Origin of the sequence: Streptomyces sp. NPDC023838 (assembly GCF_040639555.1) — a bacterium.
Taxonomy (GTDB): Bacteria; Actinomycetota; Actinomycetes; order Streptomycetales; family Streptomycetaceae; genus Streptomyces.
The window spans coordinates 73,868-89,156 of sequence record NZ_JBFAAD010000004.1 but is presented as its reverse complement, the minus strand read 5'-3'; the positions used below and the strand labels follow the sequence as shown (position 1 = coordinate 89,156).

Annotated in this window: 19 protein-coding genes and 1 pseudogene; all 20 read right to left on the bottom strand. The window is 71.6% G+C overall.

From position 1 onward, the window contains the following. Positions 1-68: 68 nt before the first annotated feature. The gene (locus AB0G17_RS06695; RefSeq protein ID WP_361376555.1) at positions 69-1,037 is read right to left on the bottom strand and encodes a SpaA isopeptide-forming pilin-related protein; all 969 of its coding nucleotides are present in this window, start codon (positions 1,035-1,037) and stop codon (positions 69-71) included. 103 nt (positions 1,038-1,140) lie between these two features. Beyond that, positions 1,141-1,629 carry a hypothetical protein gene (locus AB0G17_RS06690; protein ID WP_361376552.1) on the bottom strand — a complete coding sequence of 163 codons (489 nt, stop codon included), beginning with the start codon at positions 1,627-1,629 and terminating at the stop codon, positions 1,141-1,143. A 31-nt stretch (positions 1,630-1,660) separates the two neighbouring features. Continuing rightward, complete coding sequence (locus AB0G17_RS06685) at positions 1,661-2,506, bottom strand: DUF317 domain-containing protein (RefSeq protein WP_361376549.1); 846 nt, start codon at positions 2,504-2,506, stop codon at positions 1,661-1,663. A gap of 29 nt (positions 2,507-2,535) precedes the next feature. Further along, positions 2,536-3,756 (bottom strand): hypothetical protein, encoded by a 1,221-nt coding sequence (locus AB0G17_RS06680; RefSeq protein ID WP_361376546.1) that lies wholly within the window; start codon positions 3,754-3,756, stop codon positions 2,536-2,538. A gap of 46 nt (positions 3,757-3,802) precedes the next feature. Beyond that, the gene (locus AB0G17_RS06675; RefSeq protein WP_361377178.1) at positions 3,803-5,032 is read right to left on the bottom strand and encodes an ATP-grasp domain-containing protein; all 1,230 of its coding nucleotides are present in this window, start codon (positions 5,030-5,032) and stop codon (positions 3,803-3,805) included. A 62-nt stretch (positions 5,033-5,094) separates the two neighbouring features. Beyond that, positions 5,095-5,424 carry a hypothetical protein gene (locus AB0G17_RS06670; RefSeq protein ID WP_361376543.1) on the bottom strand — a complete coding sequence of 110 codons (330 nt, stop codon included), beginning with the start codon at positions 5,422-5,424 and terminating at the stop codon, positions 5,095-5,097. A 37-nt stretch (positions 5,425-5,461) separates the two neighbouring features. After that, positions 5,462-6,703 (bottom strand): MFS transporter, encoded by a 1,242-nt coding sequence (locus tag AB0G17_RS06665; RefSeq protein ID WP_361376540.1) that lies wholly within the window; start codon positions 6,701-6,703, stop codon positions 5,462-5,464. Further along, positions 6,700-7,281: a hypothetical protein gene (locus AB0G17_RS06660; protein ID WP_361376537.1), complete on the bottom strand. Its 582-nt coding sequence runs from the start codon at positions 7,279-7,281 to the stop codon at positions 6,700-6,702. Before AB0G17_RS06660 ends, AB0G17_RS06665 begins: the two co-directional genes overlap by 4 nt. After that, positions 7,278-8,183, bottom strand: a complete 906-nt coding sequence (locus AB0G17_RS06655; protein WP_361376534.1) for a helix-turn-helix domain-containing protein — start codon at positions 8,181-8,183, stop codon at positions 7,278-7,280. Before AB0G17_RS06655 ends, AB0G17_RS06660 begins: the two co-directional genes overlap by 4 nt. A 30-nt stretch (positions 8,184-8,213) precedes the next feature. Next, positions 8,214-8,624, bottom strand: a complete 411-nt coding sequence (locus tag AB0G17_RS06650; protein ID WP_361376531.1) for a hypothetical protein — start codon at positions 8,622-8,624, stop codon at positions 8,214-8,216. Between the two features lie 12 nt (positions 8,625-8,636). Then, a pseudogene (locus tag AB0G17_RS06645) lies at positions 8,637-9,079 on the bottom strand (hypothetical protein). Then, a complete protein-coding gene (locus AB0G17_RS06640) occupies positions 9,076-9,534 on the bottom strand; it encodes a hypothetical protein (protein ID WP_361376528.1) in 459 nt (152 codons plus the stop codon). Before AB0G17_RS06640 ends, AB0G17_RS06645 begins: the two are co-directional and overlap by 4 nt. A 96-nt stretch (positions 9,535-9,630) precedes the next feature. Next, positions 9,631-9,966, bottom strand: a complete 336-nt coding sequence (locus tag AB0G17_RS06635; protein ID WP_361376525.1) for an SH3 domain-containing protein — start codon at positions 9,964-9,966, stop codon at positions 9,631-9,633. A gap of 207 nt (positions 9,967-10,173) precedes the next feature. Then, the gene (locus AB0G17_RS06630) at positions 10,174-10,899 is read right to left on the bottom strand and encodes a hypothetical protein (RefSeq protein ID WP_361376522.1); all 726 of its coding nucleotides are present in this window, start codon (positions 10,897-10,899) and stop codon (positions 10,174-10,176) included. A 39-nt stretch (positions 10,900-10,938) separates the two neighbouring features. Next, a complete protein-coding gene (locus AB0G17_RS06625) occupies positions 10,939-11,628 on the bottom strand; it encodes a hypothetical protein (RefSeq protein WP_361376519.1) in 690 nt (229 codons plus the stop codon). Further along, positions 11,585-12,103: a GNAT family N-acetyltransferase gene (locus AB0G17_RS06620; RefSeq protein WP_361376516.1), complete on the bottom strand. Its 519-nt coding sequence runs from the start codon at positions 12,101-12,103 to the stop codon at positions 11,585-11,587. The genes AB0G17_RS06625 and AB0G17_RS06620 overlap by 44 nt, the downstream gene beginning before the upstream one ends. 29 nt (positions 12,104-12,132) lie before the next feature. Next, positions 12,133-12,747: a DUF3631 domain-containing protein gene (locus AB0G17_RS06615; protein ID WP_361376513.1), complete on the bottom strand. Its 615-nt coding sequence runs from the start codon at positions 12,745-12,747 to the stop codon at positions 12,133-12,135. Next, entirely contained in the window at positions 12,744-13,232 is a 489-nt protein-coding gene (locus AB0G17_RS06610; RefSeq protein ID WP_361376510.1) for a hypothetical protein, read from the bottom strand. The genes AB0G17_RS06615 and AB0G17_RS06610 overlap by 4 nt, the downstream gene beginning before the upstream one ends. After that, complete coding sequence (locus AB0G17_RS06605) at positions 13,229-13,846, bottom strand: DUF4913 domain-containing protein (RefSeq protein WP_361377175.1); 618 nt, start codon at positions 13,844-13,846, stop codon at positions 13,229-13,231. Before AB0G17_RS06605 ends, AB0G17_RS06610 begins: the two co-directional genes overlap by 4 nt. A gap of 205 nt (positions 13,847-14,051) precedes the next feature. Then, a complete protein-coding gene (locus AB0G17_RS06600; RefSeq protein WP_361376507.1) occupies positions 14,052-14,807 on the bottom strand; it encodes a site-specific DNA-methyltransferase in 756 nt (251 codons plus the stop codon). Positions 14,808-15,289 lie beyond the last annotated feature (482 nt).

Below are 15,289 nucleotides of genomic sequence, written 5' to 3'. Positions count from 1 at the left end.
GGTGTGGCGCCGGACATGACGATGCCCCCGGAATCGCGGGGATTCCGGGGGCAGGAGGGCGGGTGGTGCTAGTTGTCGGTGGAGCCGTCGTCGGTCGCATCGCCGGTGCGGCGTCGGCGGACTGCGACGAGGGCGGCTGCGCCGGCGGCGAGGAGGAGGCCGGTGCCGCCGAGCAGCCACGGGGTGGCGTCCGCGCCGGTGTGGGCGAGGGAGCCTTCCGGGGTCGGGGCCCCGGGGCTCGGCGGGGTCTCGTCCGGGACCGGCGTGTGAGCGGCCGAGGCGGAGGGCGACGGCTTGGTGTCCGGGGTCGGCTTGTCCGTCGGTGTGACCGGCGGCTTGGTGGGCGGCACCGTCGGCGGGATGGTCGGCGGCGGGGTGGGCTTCTCCTTCTTGGTGTCGGCGAAGGTGATGGTGACGGGTGAGCCGGGCTTGGCGGTGAACTTCTGCGGCGTGGAGTCGAGCTGGTAGCCCTCGGGGGCCTTCGTCTCGGTGGCGGTGTAGGCGGTGCCGTTGCGAGAAGCGACCGGGAGCTGGGCCTTGGCGGTGCCATCCTTGCCGGTGGTCAGAGTGACCGGGTCGCCGCCGCTGCCCGCCGGGATGATGTTGATGACCGCGCCGGGCAGCGGCGTGCCGCTGTCCTTGTCGGTCTTGGTGACGGTGAGATCGGCGGGCTTGAAGGGGTCGACGACCGTCAGGGGCGTGCCGTTGCCGGGGGTGACGATGACGTCCTGGTCGGCGACGGTGTTGTGCAGGGGGCTGCCGCTGCCGGTCTCCTTGAGGCGGTAGACGCCTGCGGCGAGGTCTTTGAAGACCAGCTGGCCCTCCACGTCGGTCTTGCCGGTGGCCACCTCCTTGCCGGAGGAGTCGAGGAGGACGAAGGCGGCGCCGGCCATCAGGTCACCGCCGGGGTCCTTCTTGAGAATCTTGATGCCGCCGTACTCGACCATGCTCCGCGGGGCGGGCGTGGTCGGGGTGGACGGGGTGGGCTCGGGAGCATGGGCCGAGGCGGCAGGGGCCCAGGCCAGCGTGCCGGTCACGGTGGTAGCGACGGCGAGGGCAACAGCGGAAAGAGAGCGGGCGGATCGGGTGGGCAAGGAGGAACTCCAGGTTGGGGCGGGTCTGTCGGGGATGAGGGGAGGTTCAGCGGACACGGGCGACGCCGCGTGCGGGTGGCGGAGCGGGAGTGGGATGGGCGGTACGGCCCTCGGCGCGACGGGGCGCGGGTGCCTGCCATGCGCCGGGGAACCAGACAGCGGTGTACTGCTCGATGGCGTCGCGGAGCCCGCCGGTGACGGCGCCCTCCCAGGGCGGGCGGCCGACGGGGCCGTACGGGCCGAACGTGCCGTACTGCTTGCTGCGTTCGGGGGTGTTCTGAGCCTCGTCGCGGCGGTGGAAGGTGCCGTGGTCCACGAAGGTGAGCGCCACGGCGTCGATCTCGCCCCGGTCGGCATGGAGGACGGCCAGGCGCAGGCCGCCGTACGTGTCCGCGTGGATGGTTGGCGTGAAGCTGATCCTCAGCCGCAGCGGTGCCCCCGGAACGGGGGTGGCGTAGTAGGTGTTGCCCACGACGTTGCTGTGCGCGAAGGGGAGGCACAGTTCGGCGAAGAACTCGGGGGCGTGCATCAACACGAGGCAGCTCCGGTGGGGGTGGCACCCGGCGTCATCGGCGCAGGCCGGGCAGGGCCGGCGGTGGGCTGGGCAGGGCCGAACGGCTGGTGGTGCTCCACCGCGGGACGCTGCGCGTACCAAGCGCGGGCGGGCGACGCCGGGCGGCGGCGGTCTGCTGGACGTCGAGCGGGGTGGGCGCGGGCGGCTTCGGGGGCTCGACGGGGGTGAGCTGGGCAAGCCGGGTAAGCCGGGGATCGAGGGTGTCCTTGTAGCGGGCGACCGGGGTGGGGTCGACGAAGGCAGCGGCGGTCGCTGCGATGAGGTGCTTGGGGGTACGGGCGGTGAAGATCGCCTCAGCACGGGTTCCCCAGCCCTCGGGTCCGGCCCACAGCTCCATGGTTTCGCGGTCCGGGCCGGTACCGACGACGTCGATGCTGGCTCCCGCCAGCCCGTCCGGGGCGACAATCTCCACCGTGCCGCGGGCCGGCGGTCGGCGTTCCCATCCGGCGGCGAGCAGCGGCTGGACCGCATCCGTCCAGCGGTACGACGGATCGGCCAGGAAGCTGTCGGTGTCCGTGCTCCACTCGCGGGCGAGGGCACTGGTAAGGCCGTGGACGATCTCGGGCGGGGTGTTCTGGTTGAAGGTGGCCGTCCAGGTCGCGCGGGACACGGCGTCCTCGGCTGCACTGATCCGCCACACCTCGTAGTCATCGCCCGCCCAGCCGATCTTGATCCGGTGGTCGGGTGAGGTGACGACCCTCTGGAACGGCCCGTCGTCCAGGTGGTGCTGCGGCCAGTGCTTGACGGGGTCGAAGCTCGGATCGGCGTGGCCGGGCAGGCCGGCGAGGTAGCGCGGGGAGACGTAGACATCTCCCTCGATCACGGTGGGGTCGGTCATGGGTGTATCCGTCGGGGTCGGGAGGGAGGTCAGCGGGTGGCCGTCGGGCGCAGAACAGGCGCGGCCGGTCTCGGCGGGGCGGTGGCTGTGACCAGGCGGGGTGCCGCCGATGCCGCGCGTGGTGAGGTGAGTTCGGCCAGGATGTGCCGCTTGAGGGCACCGCGCTGGTCGGCGTTCAGGACGGATGTGTCCAGTTGGCCGGGGGTGGTCTCGAAGGGCCGCAGCCGGTGGCGGATGTGGTCGTAGGCGTCGGGCTGCTCGTCGGCCAGGCAGTGAAGGGCCCGCTCGAAGACGCCGCGGTGGGCGGCGTGTTCGGGCTCGTCCTGTTCGCGCTGGGTGATGGTCTGGGCGTACTGGCGGGCGACGCGGGTGTTCTCGGCGGTGCGCTGGTGGACGGCGACGAGGAAGCGGCGGGCGTTCAGGACGGCGAAGGCGGCCTGGCGCGGCAGGGTGTCCAGGTCGGTGGTGAGCGGGCCGAGCAGGGTGGGGCTGGTGGCCCCGGCGAGTGGGGCGGTCATCTCTGCGAGTTCGTCCAGCGCGGTGCGCCAGCGGCGCAGCAGCAGGGGGTGGCGCAGTTCGACGTTGCGTTCGTCCTGCTCGCGCGCATCGGCGGCGACGGTGTTGCGGAAGGCGAGGGGGCTCTGGGCGAGCAGTGCGTGGACGGCCGGGGTCATGGTGGCGAAGAGGTAGCCCTCGCCCGCGCCCCATTCAACGGCGTCGAACACATCGGCCGGACCGGGCCGCTCGGGGCGCGGCTCCAGCTGGGCCGTGGCGTACTCCTGGGCGAGGAGCTGCTCGAAGCGGTCCGGGAAGGCGCTGCGCAGCCAGCGGCGAGCGGTGGCGTCGGGGCTGGTGTCTACCTGGTGGCCGGCGGAGGCGCGGTGGTTGATGCGGCGCCGTTCGGCTTCCTCGGCTCGGGCCTGGGCCAGGGCGGTACGGATCTGCTGGAGCTGGCGCCCGGTGCGTCCGGCCCTCGGGTCCCCGGTCCAGGTCATGCGCTCGGCGGAGACCTGTATCTCGCCCTCGGCGAAGCGCAGCGCGTCGACGAGGTCGTCGCGGAAGTGCGGTCCGTGCAGCAGCTTGCGGGAGCTGCGGGGTAGGTGTCCGGTCGCGTCCGCGATGGCGGCCGTGACCAGGTTGCGGAAGCTGTCCTGCAGGAGCGGCTGGAGTTGCGCGGCGCCCATGTTCGCAAGGTCGTTCAGGCGCAGGGAGCGCCGCTCGGGCGAGGGAGTACGGGAGGGCTGGGGCATGGCGGGGGTTCCTGTTCAGCGGGCCGGGCTCGGGGCGGTGCGCGGGCTACGCCGCGGACGGCGGGGGTGCGGCGGCGAGGGTGAGGTGGCCGAGGGCCTCGTCGGCGCGTGCCTGGGCGACGTCGGCCGTGGGCCCGGTGGTGATCAGGAAGCCGGCGCGGGCGCTGAACATGTCGCCGTCGGGCGGAAGGATGACCGTGTCGCCGACCGTGCGCTGGAAGGCGACCCGCTCCAGCCACGGGGTGCGGGCGGCGAAGTCGTCGTCGAAGTGGCAGTGGGTCAGGGTGCCCGACGCACTCGGGTACAGCAGCCGGATCGCGGCGGCGCTGTTGCGGGTGCGGGTGAGGTCGGGGGCCTGGCCGCAGGCGGTGTCGGCAGCGGCGCGGGCCAGGTCGACGCCGGTGGCGAGCTTCACGAGGTGGCCGATCATGTCGCCGCCGATCCTCCCGTTGACCTCGATCAGGCGGGGGCGGCCACCCACCAGGCGCATCTCGACGTGGCTCACGCCGTCGGTGATGCCGAGCGCCTTGATGGCCGTGGCGGCGACGGGCGCGACCTGGTCGAGCAACGGATCGGCGGCGTCCACGCTGTGGGCGATCTCCTCGAAGAACGGCGGGGCTCCAAGCGTCTTGCGGGTGACGGCGACCGCGGTGGTGTGACCGCGGTGGGTGACGCACTCGACGGACACTTCGGGGCCGTCGAGGTACTCCTCCACCAGGACCTTGGTGCTCTCGATGCCGTCGCGGGCGCCGGCGGCAGCGAACGCGAAGCCAGCCGGGAGTTCTTCGGCGCGGTCGACGCGGATGACGCCGATGCTGCCCGCGCGGGCGGCGGGCTTGAGCACGACGGGGTAGCCGATCGTCTCGGCGGCGAGCGCCGCCTCCAGCAGGGAGCGGGCACTCATCGACGCCGCCGAGGGCACGCCGTGGCGGGCGAACAGGCCACGGGCGGTGGCCTTGTTACGGGCGGCTTCCATGACCTCCGGGCTGTTCGTCGGCAGTCCCAGGCGCCGTGCCAGGCGCGCGGTGGGGACGAGGTGCCACTCGGTCCACGTCACCACGCCGGTCAGTTCGTTGCGGCCGGCCAGGGCCTCGCCGGCAGCGGCCAGGGCCTGGGCGTCGTCGGGATCGGCGATCTCGGAGTCGGTGATGAACTCCCGTTCCCAGGTGGGCTCGGCGGGGGTGATCAGGGCGACGTCGTACCGGGCGGCGACCGCTTCGAGGCAGTAGCCGCGGTATGCCTCGGCCTCTGGACCAGTGGGGGAAACAACAAGAATGGTGGGCAAGGACTCTCCAAGAAGAAGCAGATAAGGGGCAGTTCGGGCGCCGTGGATAGGGTTCAGGGGGTGCGTCGGCGGCGCAGCTCGAAGGCGGAGGCCCACTCGGGGTGGTCTTCGATCAACTTCCGCGCGAACAAGGCGGTGTAGTTGTTGTTGAGCCCGCGCAGCCCCTGCGGGAGTCGCCAGCGCAGGGCCTCGAACAGTTCCTTGAGCCCGATGCGGGTGGCACCGGCGGCCAACCGCTCAGCCGTCAGCTTCTCCAGGGCCCGGTAGACGTAAGGGTGCGCGGAGTCGAAGGCGAGGAACTGGTCGGTGATCGTGGGCCTCGATCCCGCGCGGAAGGAGGGGCGAGCGACCGGTATGACGGCCTGGGCGGCGGGCATGGGCATCGGGTGGATCTCCAGGAGAGCGGACAGCAAGGTGGGGTCAGGCGAGACGGGCGCGCAGAACAGGGAGGGTGCGCAGCCGGGAGAAGGCGGTGAGCAGACCCAGGGCCTGCAGCACCGCGCAGGCGGTGATCACGTGGCCGAGCAGGGCGGGCGGCACCGAGGCGACCAATACGCCGGCCAGCGGAAACGGCAGCAGGAGCAGCAGGATCGTCATCGAGAGGGTGGCGCCGAACACCGACGCGGGGATGAGGTGGGAGCGCAGGGTGCGCAGGACCACCGTCATGCCGCCCTCGCCGGCCATGAGCACCGCGATGAGCACGAGGTAGGCGGTGTAGGTGTGGGTGAGGGAGACGGCCAGGCACGCGCTCGCAGCGACGGTGGCGGACAGCGCACCGACGGGCCACAGGCCATAGCGGTCGATCGCGCGGCGGCACAGGGTGACCGTGAGCAGTGAGGCGATGGCGGCCACCGACCAGATGAGGCCCACGTCGGCGCTGGAGTGCCCGAACTCCTTCACCACGATCACCGGGGCTGCGGCCTGGAGCAGACCGACCGCGAGGTTAGAGAGGGTCAGTCCGCACACCAGCCAGCCCAGCGGGGGCAGCGAGCGCAAGGTCGACCATCCGGTGCGCAGCCCCGCAAGGGCCGGCTCCGGCAGCTTCGTGTGGTCGGTGGTGTACTGCCTGGGGGCGAGGGCGCAGGCCAGCAGCGAGAAGACGGCGATCGTCACGAGCATCCCGGCGGCCCCTGCGCGTTCCAGCAGCAGACCGGCGACGGCAGGCCCGGCCAGGGTGCCGAACTGGTCGATGCCCAGGAGCACCGACTGCACGCGGTGGGCACGCTCGCCTGCCTGGCGGCTGGCGATGCCGCCCGCCGTCTCGGCGGCGATGTAGGAGAACTCCGTGAGCACGCCGGTCGAGGCGGCGAGCAGCATGACGGCCACCGTGGTGGCCAGCCCGGTCTCCAGCTGCGGCAGAGCAAGGGCAGCGACCACGGCCACCGCGGCCCGCAGCATGCAGGCCGTGCGCAGCACGCGGGTGGTGCCGTGGCGGTCGACCATGGCGCCTGCGACGGCGAACGCGCCCAGGCGGGGCACCCACTCCAGCGCGAACGCCAAGCCGGTCAGGGACGCCGAGTTGGTGGTGGCGAGCACCAGCAGCGGGATGCCGTACGTCGTCATCGCGAAGGCGCCGGCATCCATGCTGCGGGGCAGGTAGATGCCGCGCAGCAGGGTGGGGGCCGGCCGACGGGCATGCCGGGGTCCGACACTCGATCTCACGCAGCGGGCTCCCACTCATCCGCCGCGCGCAAGGAGCCAAAGGCGGTGTAGTGCAAGACGTACGCATGCGCCTTGAGCCAGGTGGCCAGGACGTTCTGCGGGCCCTTCAGGGCGGCGATGGCCTCACCGTCGAGGACCGCTCCCCCAGGGACGACCATCCCGTACGAGTTGCCGAGCCGGGCGGCTGCGTGTGCGAGAGCCGGAGCGTGGCCGAGCAGGTCGAGGGTGTGCTGGACCCGGGTGACGAAGTCACTGGCCACGTTGGGGAATTGGTGGGTGCGGGCCCAGCGGGCGGCCGTGTCGTACACCTCGGCCAGTTCCTCGCCGCTGTCGGTGAGCCGGTAGCGGACGCGCTCGTCTTCGTCGCCGTAGACGAGGCCGAACGCGCGGGCCCGGTCGATGGCGTGGCGCAGCTGGGGCGCGCTCAGGTCGTCGAAGGTGCTCTGCAGGCTGCCGCGGCGGCGGCTGATGGGGCCGTTGTCGTCGATCTCGGTGACCAGGCGGATCAGTGCGGGCAGTGACATCGCCCTGATCGCGCGGCGCGTCTGCGGGTGGTCGGCGGTGGTGAGGTGCGTCATCGGCGCGGCCCCTGGGCCTGCGGGAGGGCGATGGGACGCGCCGGTATCTGGTGCGAGAACAGGTCGCCGCCCTTCCAGGCCGTGGCCGGCGTGGCCGCAGGCTCGGTGGACAGCGCCGGGGGCGCGGCGGCGGGCGCGGGAGTGGCGGGTGCCGGGACGCGGGGCTGGGTGGTCAGCCACGGTCCGGACGTCGCCAGCTGCGGCACCGAGACCGTGCCCCACAGGGGGTGGGTGTCGGCGTCGGCGAGCGGGCGTCCGGCGGCCCAGGCACTCAGCGACCGGTAGACGGGGGAGAGCGCATGTCCGGTGATGGTCAGCTCGTAGGCGCGGCCCTCCTTGCGGACCAGGCCGTCCGCGACCAGGCGGTCCACCTGGGGGTAGACGTTGCTGAGCCGGTAGCCCGGCATCGCCGCGGCGGACAGCGCCTTGGCACTGGAGGCGCCGCGCTCCTTGAGCACCCACAGGATCGGCGTCGCGTGCCGGGGGCTGATCAGCGCGAGGGCGTCCTCGATGTTCTCCGCGGGCGTGACCCTGCGCAGCTCCAGACTCCCGGTGTCCTTGTTCTTCACCAGGGGCTTTTCCAGATGGTTCTCGCCCCAGGCGGCGATCACGGTCAGGACGGGCATCAGGTCGGCGCCGCGTGCGGTCAGGCCGTAGGTGACGTGGCCCTGGGCGACTTCGGTGCGCTCGACCAGGCCGGCGTCGGACAGCTTGCGCAGTTTGGGGTGGAGGGTGCCGTCGTTCAGCCAGGGCAGGCGCGGCTTGATCTCGGCGTAGCGCAGGGGCTGGGCGGACAGCGTCATCAGGATCCACACGCTCCACAGCGGGGCGATCATCTCCAGCGACTCGGTGACGCGGGCAACGTCAACCTGGGTGGAGCGGGGCAGGCCGGTGGTGACCAAAGGGGGTAACTCCTCATGCGGGCGGGCGGATCAGCGGGTGCGGGTGGCAGTGGACGCCGGGCCGGCGGCCGGGACAGCGGGTGCCGCCAGCGACGGGGCTGGTGCGGCGGGGACGCGGTGCAAGCCGGCGAGGACGGCGCTGACGGTCTGGGCATGGGCGTCCCGGGTGGCGACGGATTCGGCGATCCGGCGGGCGCAGTCGAGCAGGTGGCCCGCTTCGAACTTGCCGATCTCCCGCTCGGGGTGGGCCAGTTCACGCAGCCGCTGGAGCTGGAAGGCGATGCTGCGCTCGGCGCGCTGCACATCGGCGTGGCTGCTCGTCAGGGCGGCGAGCATGGTGCCGCGGGGGTGGGTGTCGGCATGGGCTTCGAGGGCGGCCATCGGCTGGCCGTACAAGTCCTCGATGCGTTCGGCGATGGTCTGGGAGAGGGCGTGGGGCACTCGGCAGGGCTTTCAGGGTCGGCGGGCCCGCACCGCCCCGGCACGCACAGGTGCCGGGGCGGGCGGAAGCGTGGTGGTGAGCCTGGGCTGGGCGAGCTGCACCGGTCGTTCGGGGCGGGTTCCGGGTGGCGGCATGGTGTTCAGCAGCAGGCCAGTGCGGTGGCGTATCCGTCGCGGGCGGACAGCGCCGCCTCCAGCCACTGCGCGTCGAACCGCAGGTCGTCGGCGGACAAGTCGCCAAGGTCCCGGTCGGCGGCCGTGGCGTCGTGGATGCGGACGCGGACCCGGGCGACCTGTTCCTCGGCCACCGCCAGCCAGGAGCGCAGCTCCAAGGCGCGCATCAGGGCGGCGGACGCCTCGGGGCCGGCGGCCTGCGCGTACAGCTCGCTCAGCGAGGCACCGAAGGCTTGGGCCAGTGCCTCGTCCTTGCTGGTGGGCCTGTGCACGACGCTCACCGCACCGCTCCGCGCACCGGGACGGACGTCGCGGGCGCGCTCGGCGCCGGTGCGGTCTGCAGGGCCGGACCACGCCGGGGGGCTGCTTCGGCGCCCCGCCAGGCTCCCGGTCCCCTGCGGCCCAGGGAGTTCGGGTCGGTGTAGTGGCGCACCACCATCGCCCGACCGTCACGCACCGCCACGGCGGTTTTGACCCGGTCGGCCAGCGCCATCACCGGGTCGCCCAGGACGTCGTCAGGCGCGCTGCCGAGGGCTGCGACGAGGGCGTCCTCGACCTTGTTCAGTGCTTCCTGGGCCTCGGCGAGCATGCCGTACCACTTCACGACGACGGTGGCGTCGTCGTTGGCGTGCGGGGCGGCGGCCACCGCCCGGCGCAGGTCGGCCAGCGGCATCTGGAAGCGGGCCTCGATCTGCTGGGTGATGACGCCCATCACGTCGTCGGCGTCGTCGGGCACGGCGCGGCTCCTTTCCTTGGAAATACGTGGGGCGGGTCAGTAGCGAAGGCGGGAGGAATTGCGCTGCCGGTTCGGTGAATTGGCGTGGCCGGGCAGCTAGTCGAGGCACATGTAGGCGTCGCGGTAGACGTATGAGCCGGAGACCCAGCCCTTTACGCCGGTGCTTGTGTCGGTGATGTAGTGCCAGTTGCCGCTGGTCTTGTGGACCGTGAAGCGGTGGCTGCGGTAGAGCACGCCGACGGCGGTGGACTTCGCGCTCGCCTGGGAGCGGATCGTGACCGCCTGCGTGTGTACGGCCCACGGTCCGGGCCGGTCGCAAGCGCGGGTGGCCGGTGCCTGGGCGGGTGCCGCGCTCGCGGACGTTGCACCGGCGAGCGGCAGCGCGAGTGCGCCAATAACGGCGGCGCAGACGGCTATGCGGGATGAGCGCATGAGGAATTGACCTCCAGGAAAAAAAGGGGGACGGGAATGCGGAACCACCCCCGCGGCTGACGCCGTGCGGGCAGTGGTTCAAGAGTCCGGAGATTCCCCGGTTTTGCTAACCGGGGATGTGCTGCTATGTTTCGCCCTTCGCTGGATGCCGGCGCCTCGCGGAGCTTCCTGAAGGAGATCCGGTGCGGGGAGAATTCGGCTTTGCCCTCAGCGAGTTGGGCCTGTGGGTGGAGCGGGAGCCGCAGGAAGACCGGGCATGGCCGGCGGTGCGCTGCGCCGGGTTGCTGTCTGGGCGGTCGGCAGGGGGACGTCGTCGCCGGACCAGTGGGCCTGCCACCAGGCGGTGGCCTGCTCGTAGGACGAAAAGCCGCCTTCGCGCAGGGTGTGCGTCCAGTGCTCCGTGTCGACCTCCTGCAGCAGCACCCGAAAGCGCAGCGGCGCCTTCTCGTCGATGGCGGCCAGGAGCGCCGTGATCTGTACGCGGTCCGGGTCGTCGTCCGAGGTGTAACTGGTGACGAGGGCGAAGTGATCGCCGTCCGAGGTGAGGCGGTCCTCCAGCGCCCTGGTGGCCTCGTCGGCAGGGTCGGTGCCGATGTCCGCGGGCAGGGCGATGGCGTCCTTCGGGCAGCCGCGGGCGATCAGCCAGCTCTGCGCCATGGGCACCAAGGGCAGTTGGTCGTGCTGGAAGCGGAAGGTGCGGGCCTGAACGTCGCGCTGAAGGTGGAGGGCCACCAGCTGCGGCTCGCCGGGTATGCCCCAGGTCACCGAGCTGTTGTGCATGACGTAGTAGCTGTGCCGCTGGTCGTCGGTGTGGTGCTCGGAGAGCACGGTGAGTTCAGTGGCTTCGATGTCGATGTGCTGCCAGAACTGCTCGGCGACACGGTCGTTGACGGCTTCGTAGCCGTCGAGGCGGAAGTCCGGGGACGAGGGCATAGGGGCTTTCGGGGAGGGGGGTACGCGGGGTGTGCGGGTTCAGCGGCGGGCGGGAGTAGCCGCAGGCCAGGTACCGGGGCGGGGCGCGGGAGCGGCTCCCGGTGTCGTGGCCGGGCGTGGGGCGGTCAGGGCGGCGCGGCCGGTGTCGGTCAGCGTGACGGGCTGGCCTGCGGTGACCGGGTGGGAGGTGTCGCGCACCACCAGGCGGTCCTCTTCGAGGCGTTGCAGCTGGCTGTAGGGGATGCGGGTGCCGGAGGCGGTGACGACGTACAGCTGCTGCGTGAGCAGGTTCTGGTGGAGCTTGGCGCCTTGCGTGATGGCGAGCAGCGCGGCGATGTCGGGCGTCGGCAGGTTCGGCACGTCGCGCGGGGCGGTGTGCCGGGCGGCGGTCTCGACCGGCTGGAGCGCGGCGATGGCCTGCGTCTGCCGCTCATCCCGGTTACGGGCCGCGTCCTGCAGCAGGCCGACGGTCCGCTCGATGCGGTCGAACAGCGCGCCGTCGACCGGGTATTGGCCGGAGGAGAGGCTGTTGAGCTGGGAGCGGTAGAAGGCCACGGTGGTCTCGGCCTGGACGAGGGCGCGGTGGGCGTCGACCAGGTGCGTGTGCGATTCATCGAGCAGTCCGCGGTCGCGGTGCTGCCACAGCCGGTCGACGCTGTGGCCCACGGCCGCCTCGATCCGGCGGTCAAGCCGGGTCAGCCACTTGTTGACCGGGGCATTGCGGGGCATGGAGAGGTTCCTTGGGGTGGTGCGAGGACCGGAGCGCGAGGCCGCCCGCGCCGAGAGGCAGGCGCACGTCGAGTTGCGCGCCGTGCCGCGTTTCGCGGACGGGGCCAAGACGCCGCAGCAGGCGGAGCATCGCTTGGTTGGATGCCTCGGTGTAGGTGCTCAAGGTGTGAGCGCCCCGCGCATGGGCGTACTGGGCGGCGTGCCGAGCCAGCGCGGTTCCGATGCCGCGGCGCTGGTGGGCATCGGCGACCTGGAGCCCCAGGTCGAAGACACCCGCCGCCCGGCTGACGGGACCGGTGCAGACCAGCGCGAGCGGCTCGCCGCCCGCTCCGAGACCCAGCCAGCAGTCGGCTTGCGCCAGCAGTTGGCCAAGGGTTCGGTGCGGCAGATGGGTACGGCCCCAGCGGCGCAGCACGTGCGCGGGTGAACAGCGCTGGTGGAAGGCGTCGACGAGTAAGAAGTCCTCGGTCCTCACGTGGCGAAGGGCCGTGAGGGCGGGGTGCTTCAACAGGAGCAGTCGGGCAGCGCCGCCTGAAGGGAGCTGCGCAGGTAGCCCTTGAGCTGGTACGACGGCCCGACGCGGATATTGCATGACCGCGCGCCGTACGGGGCCAGCAGACGGCCCAGCCGGTGCGGGGTGAGTTCGGCGTAGGACCAGCGGCCTTCCGCCATGCCGGGCAGCTCGCGCAGGCGGTCGGTGAGATCGGCCGAGGACATCGCGTCCGGATCACTGTGTGCGGCGAAGACGTCGAGGCACGCGTGGACGATCGTGTGCTCGGCCTGTGGGCAGGAGCGGCAGTCCGCCTCCGCCTGGGCGGCGTCCTGTTCGCTGTCGTTGCCGGTGTGGGGGCAGCACGGGATGCTCAGCAGGCGGGTCAGCTCGGCGCCGGCCAGCACGCGCAGGATGAGGACGTCGCTGAGCTGCTCCAGCTGCTCGTGGGTGTCGGCAAGACAGCCGGTCGGCCCGTCACCGGCCACGGTGAGGAGCTGCGCGTTTAGCTGCTGAACACGGCGGTAGGTGTCCACGATGGCCCGGTGGTGCGGGTTCTCCTGCGGTATTTCGAATCCGGTGAGGGCGGCCGTGAGGTCGTCGAGGCCGGAGGAGAAGTGGGTCGTCAAAGAGTGCGGTCCTTCGGGGTCGGAGACAGAGCAGGGCGCGGAAGACCGGGCAGCGCGTACGGGGGCGGGCCCGGCTTGGGGATTTCGCGGCGCGTCTCCAGCTGCGGAGAGCGGGAGCGGGCGGCGTGGGCGAGCGCGCTGGTGGGGCGGCGGGTGATGCCCAGGCGTTTGCGGGCGACGTTGTACACCTCGTGGCGGTCACGCGGGCGTACGGCCACCACGTGGATCTCGGCGCGGTGCTCCGAGTCCGGCGGGGCGGGGCGCTGGGCGTAGACGATGCGCCAGGCTTTGCGGCTGTCGACGTACAGCTTGCGGTAGTCGGCCAGTTCACCGAGCAGCTTGGGGCCGAACTGCCGGGCGTTGACGACGTCCTGGAGCTGGGCGAGGGCCAGGTCGCGGATGTCGCCGGGGGCCGCCAGGAGATCGCTCAGGGCGCGCGGGTCGAAGGAGAGGCCGAAGGCGGGCCGGTGCTCGGGCCCGCTCATGCGCCAGCCGCGCCCGGCTCAGCGGGCTCGGGTTGGTCCGCGGAGGCGGCGCGTGCCGAGCGGATGGAGGAAGCGGGGCCGGGCAGCAAACGGTGTGCGTCACGGTCAGGGTCGGTCTGGCAGGCCGAGAGCGGTCCGCCCGCCGCCCGTACCTGGGCCAGGCAGTGCGTGAGGAAGTCGCGGTGCCACACGAACATCCCGGACAGCCCGGCCTCGGGGTCTTTGTGCTGCTGGTAGGCCAACCACAGGGCGTGCAGCCAGGCGACGACGTCCTCGTGCTCCTGCCACTGCTTGCACCACGGGGCCGCGGTGGTGACCTCGGCCCCGTAGATCCGGATGAGGTAGCCGTCCACCCAGTCGGAGAGCGCGTCCAGCTCGTCCTCGTACTCGTCGCCCTCCAGTTCCAGGATCGGGCGCGGCTCCGGCGGTGCCTGGAGCGGTGCTCCTGGCATCCCGGGCAGGCTGGGCAGGCCGAACGCCGCGTAAGGCGAGGGTTCCGGGGGCATGGAGAGGGCGTCGAGCTGCCGGGCGTGCTCGGCCTGATCCTCCATGAGCTTGCGGACGGTGGCCTCGACGCTCTCCAGGTTCGAGGCCGGCAGCCGGACGGGTTCCATTTCCCCGTCGTCGGGGAGGTCTATGGATTCGGGCACGAAATGGGTCTCCTTGAAGCCGCGGCCGATGGCGTGTGAATGACGGCTCCACGATCCGGAGAATCCCCGGTTTCGCTAACCGGGAATCCGGTGCTATAACGCATCGCGCGGCACGGGGGCGGCAGGCAAAAAAGGCTGCTATCGCCCCGTGCCGGGCGGCGGGGAATGCCTAGGCGGACAGGACGAAGTCGTCCTGGGACAGGGTCTGTTGCACGGTCTCGGCCAGCCGGTCGGCGGCCACCTCGGCGTACTCGCGGGTCTTCTCCACCCCGATGAACGAGCGGCCTTCCAGCAGGGCCGCGACCCCGGTGGACCCGGATCCGGCGGTGAAGTCCAGGACGGTCCCCCGCTCCGGGCAGATCTTGACCAGCTCCCGCATCACCTCCACCGGCTTCTGCGTGATGTGCTGGCGGTTCTTGCCCGAGGGCTGGGAGGCGGAGTAGAGGCCGGGCAGGTAGACCGGGTTACGGGAGCCGTCGATGGCGCCCTTCGAGCCCCAGATGATGAACTCGCAATTCTGGGTGAAACGGCCCTTCTGCGGCCTGGCCTGCGGCTTGTGCCAGGCCAGCACGCCGCGCCACAGCCAGCCGGCGGCCTGCAGCGCGTCCGTCGTCGTCGGCATCTGCCGCCAGTCGGTGAACAACAGCGCGGTGCCGCCCGGCTTGGTCAGCCGATGCGCCTCGGTCATGATCTGGGTGAGCCAGAAGCCGTAGGAGCGCTGATCCATGTTCTCGCCGGTGAAGTCCGGCAGCGCGTGCTGCGCGTCGGCGGAGGTGTACTTCTGCTTCGCGCTGCGGCTGGTGCGCTCCTTGGCCGTCCGCCCACCGGAGTTGTACGGCGGGTCGGTGATGACGGAGTCCACGCAGTGGTCCGGCAGCGTGGCGAGCACGCTCAGCGCGTCGCCCTGATGCAGGGAAAAAGACAAAGGGAATACCCCAGTTCGGTTCGGGTGAGGGTGGGTTGCATCACTCCGGCTCGCACACGAAACCCGGCGAAACAGGCGCGGGCATGACGATGCCCACGGTCCGCGATGCGGGGTGTGAAGGGGAGGAGCCCAAACTGTAGGGGACGATTCCCGGTGGAGCGGTGCCGTTAGGTGAAATTCCCGTGGAATTGTTTTCTGACAGAGCGTTATGCCGCCCACCGGGGATTGGCGCTTACTGTTTTGGAGCCCGGCAGCAACCGCCGACGGCTCTTCCCCACCCTCACGAACCGAGGTCCATCATGTCCGGACGCACCTGAACCTGACCGGCGCACGCAAGCGAGGTGCAACTCGCCGCGCGCGCCGACCCCGCTCTACCCGCCACCGGCCGCCGCGGCCTTCCCCAAGCACACTCGCGCGGACGGGACTTCACCCTTCAAGGACGCCCTTGTGACACCTCTTCCCCCTCCCCTGCCTGAAACTCC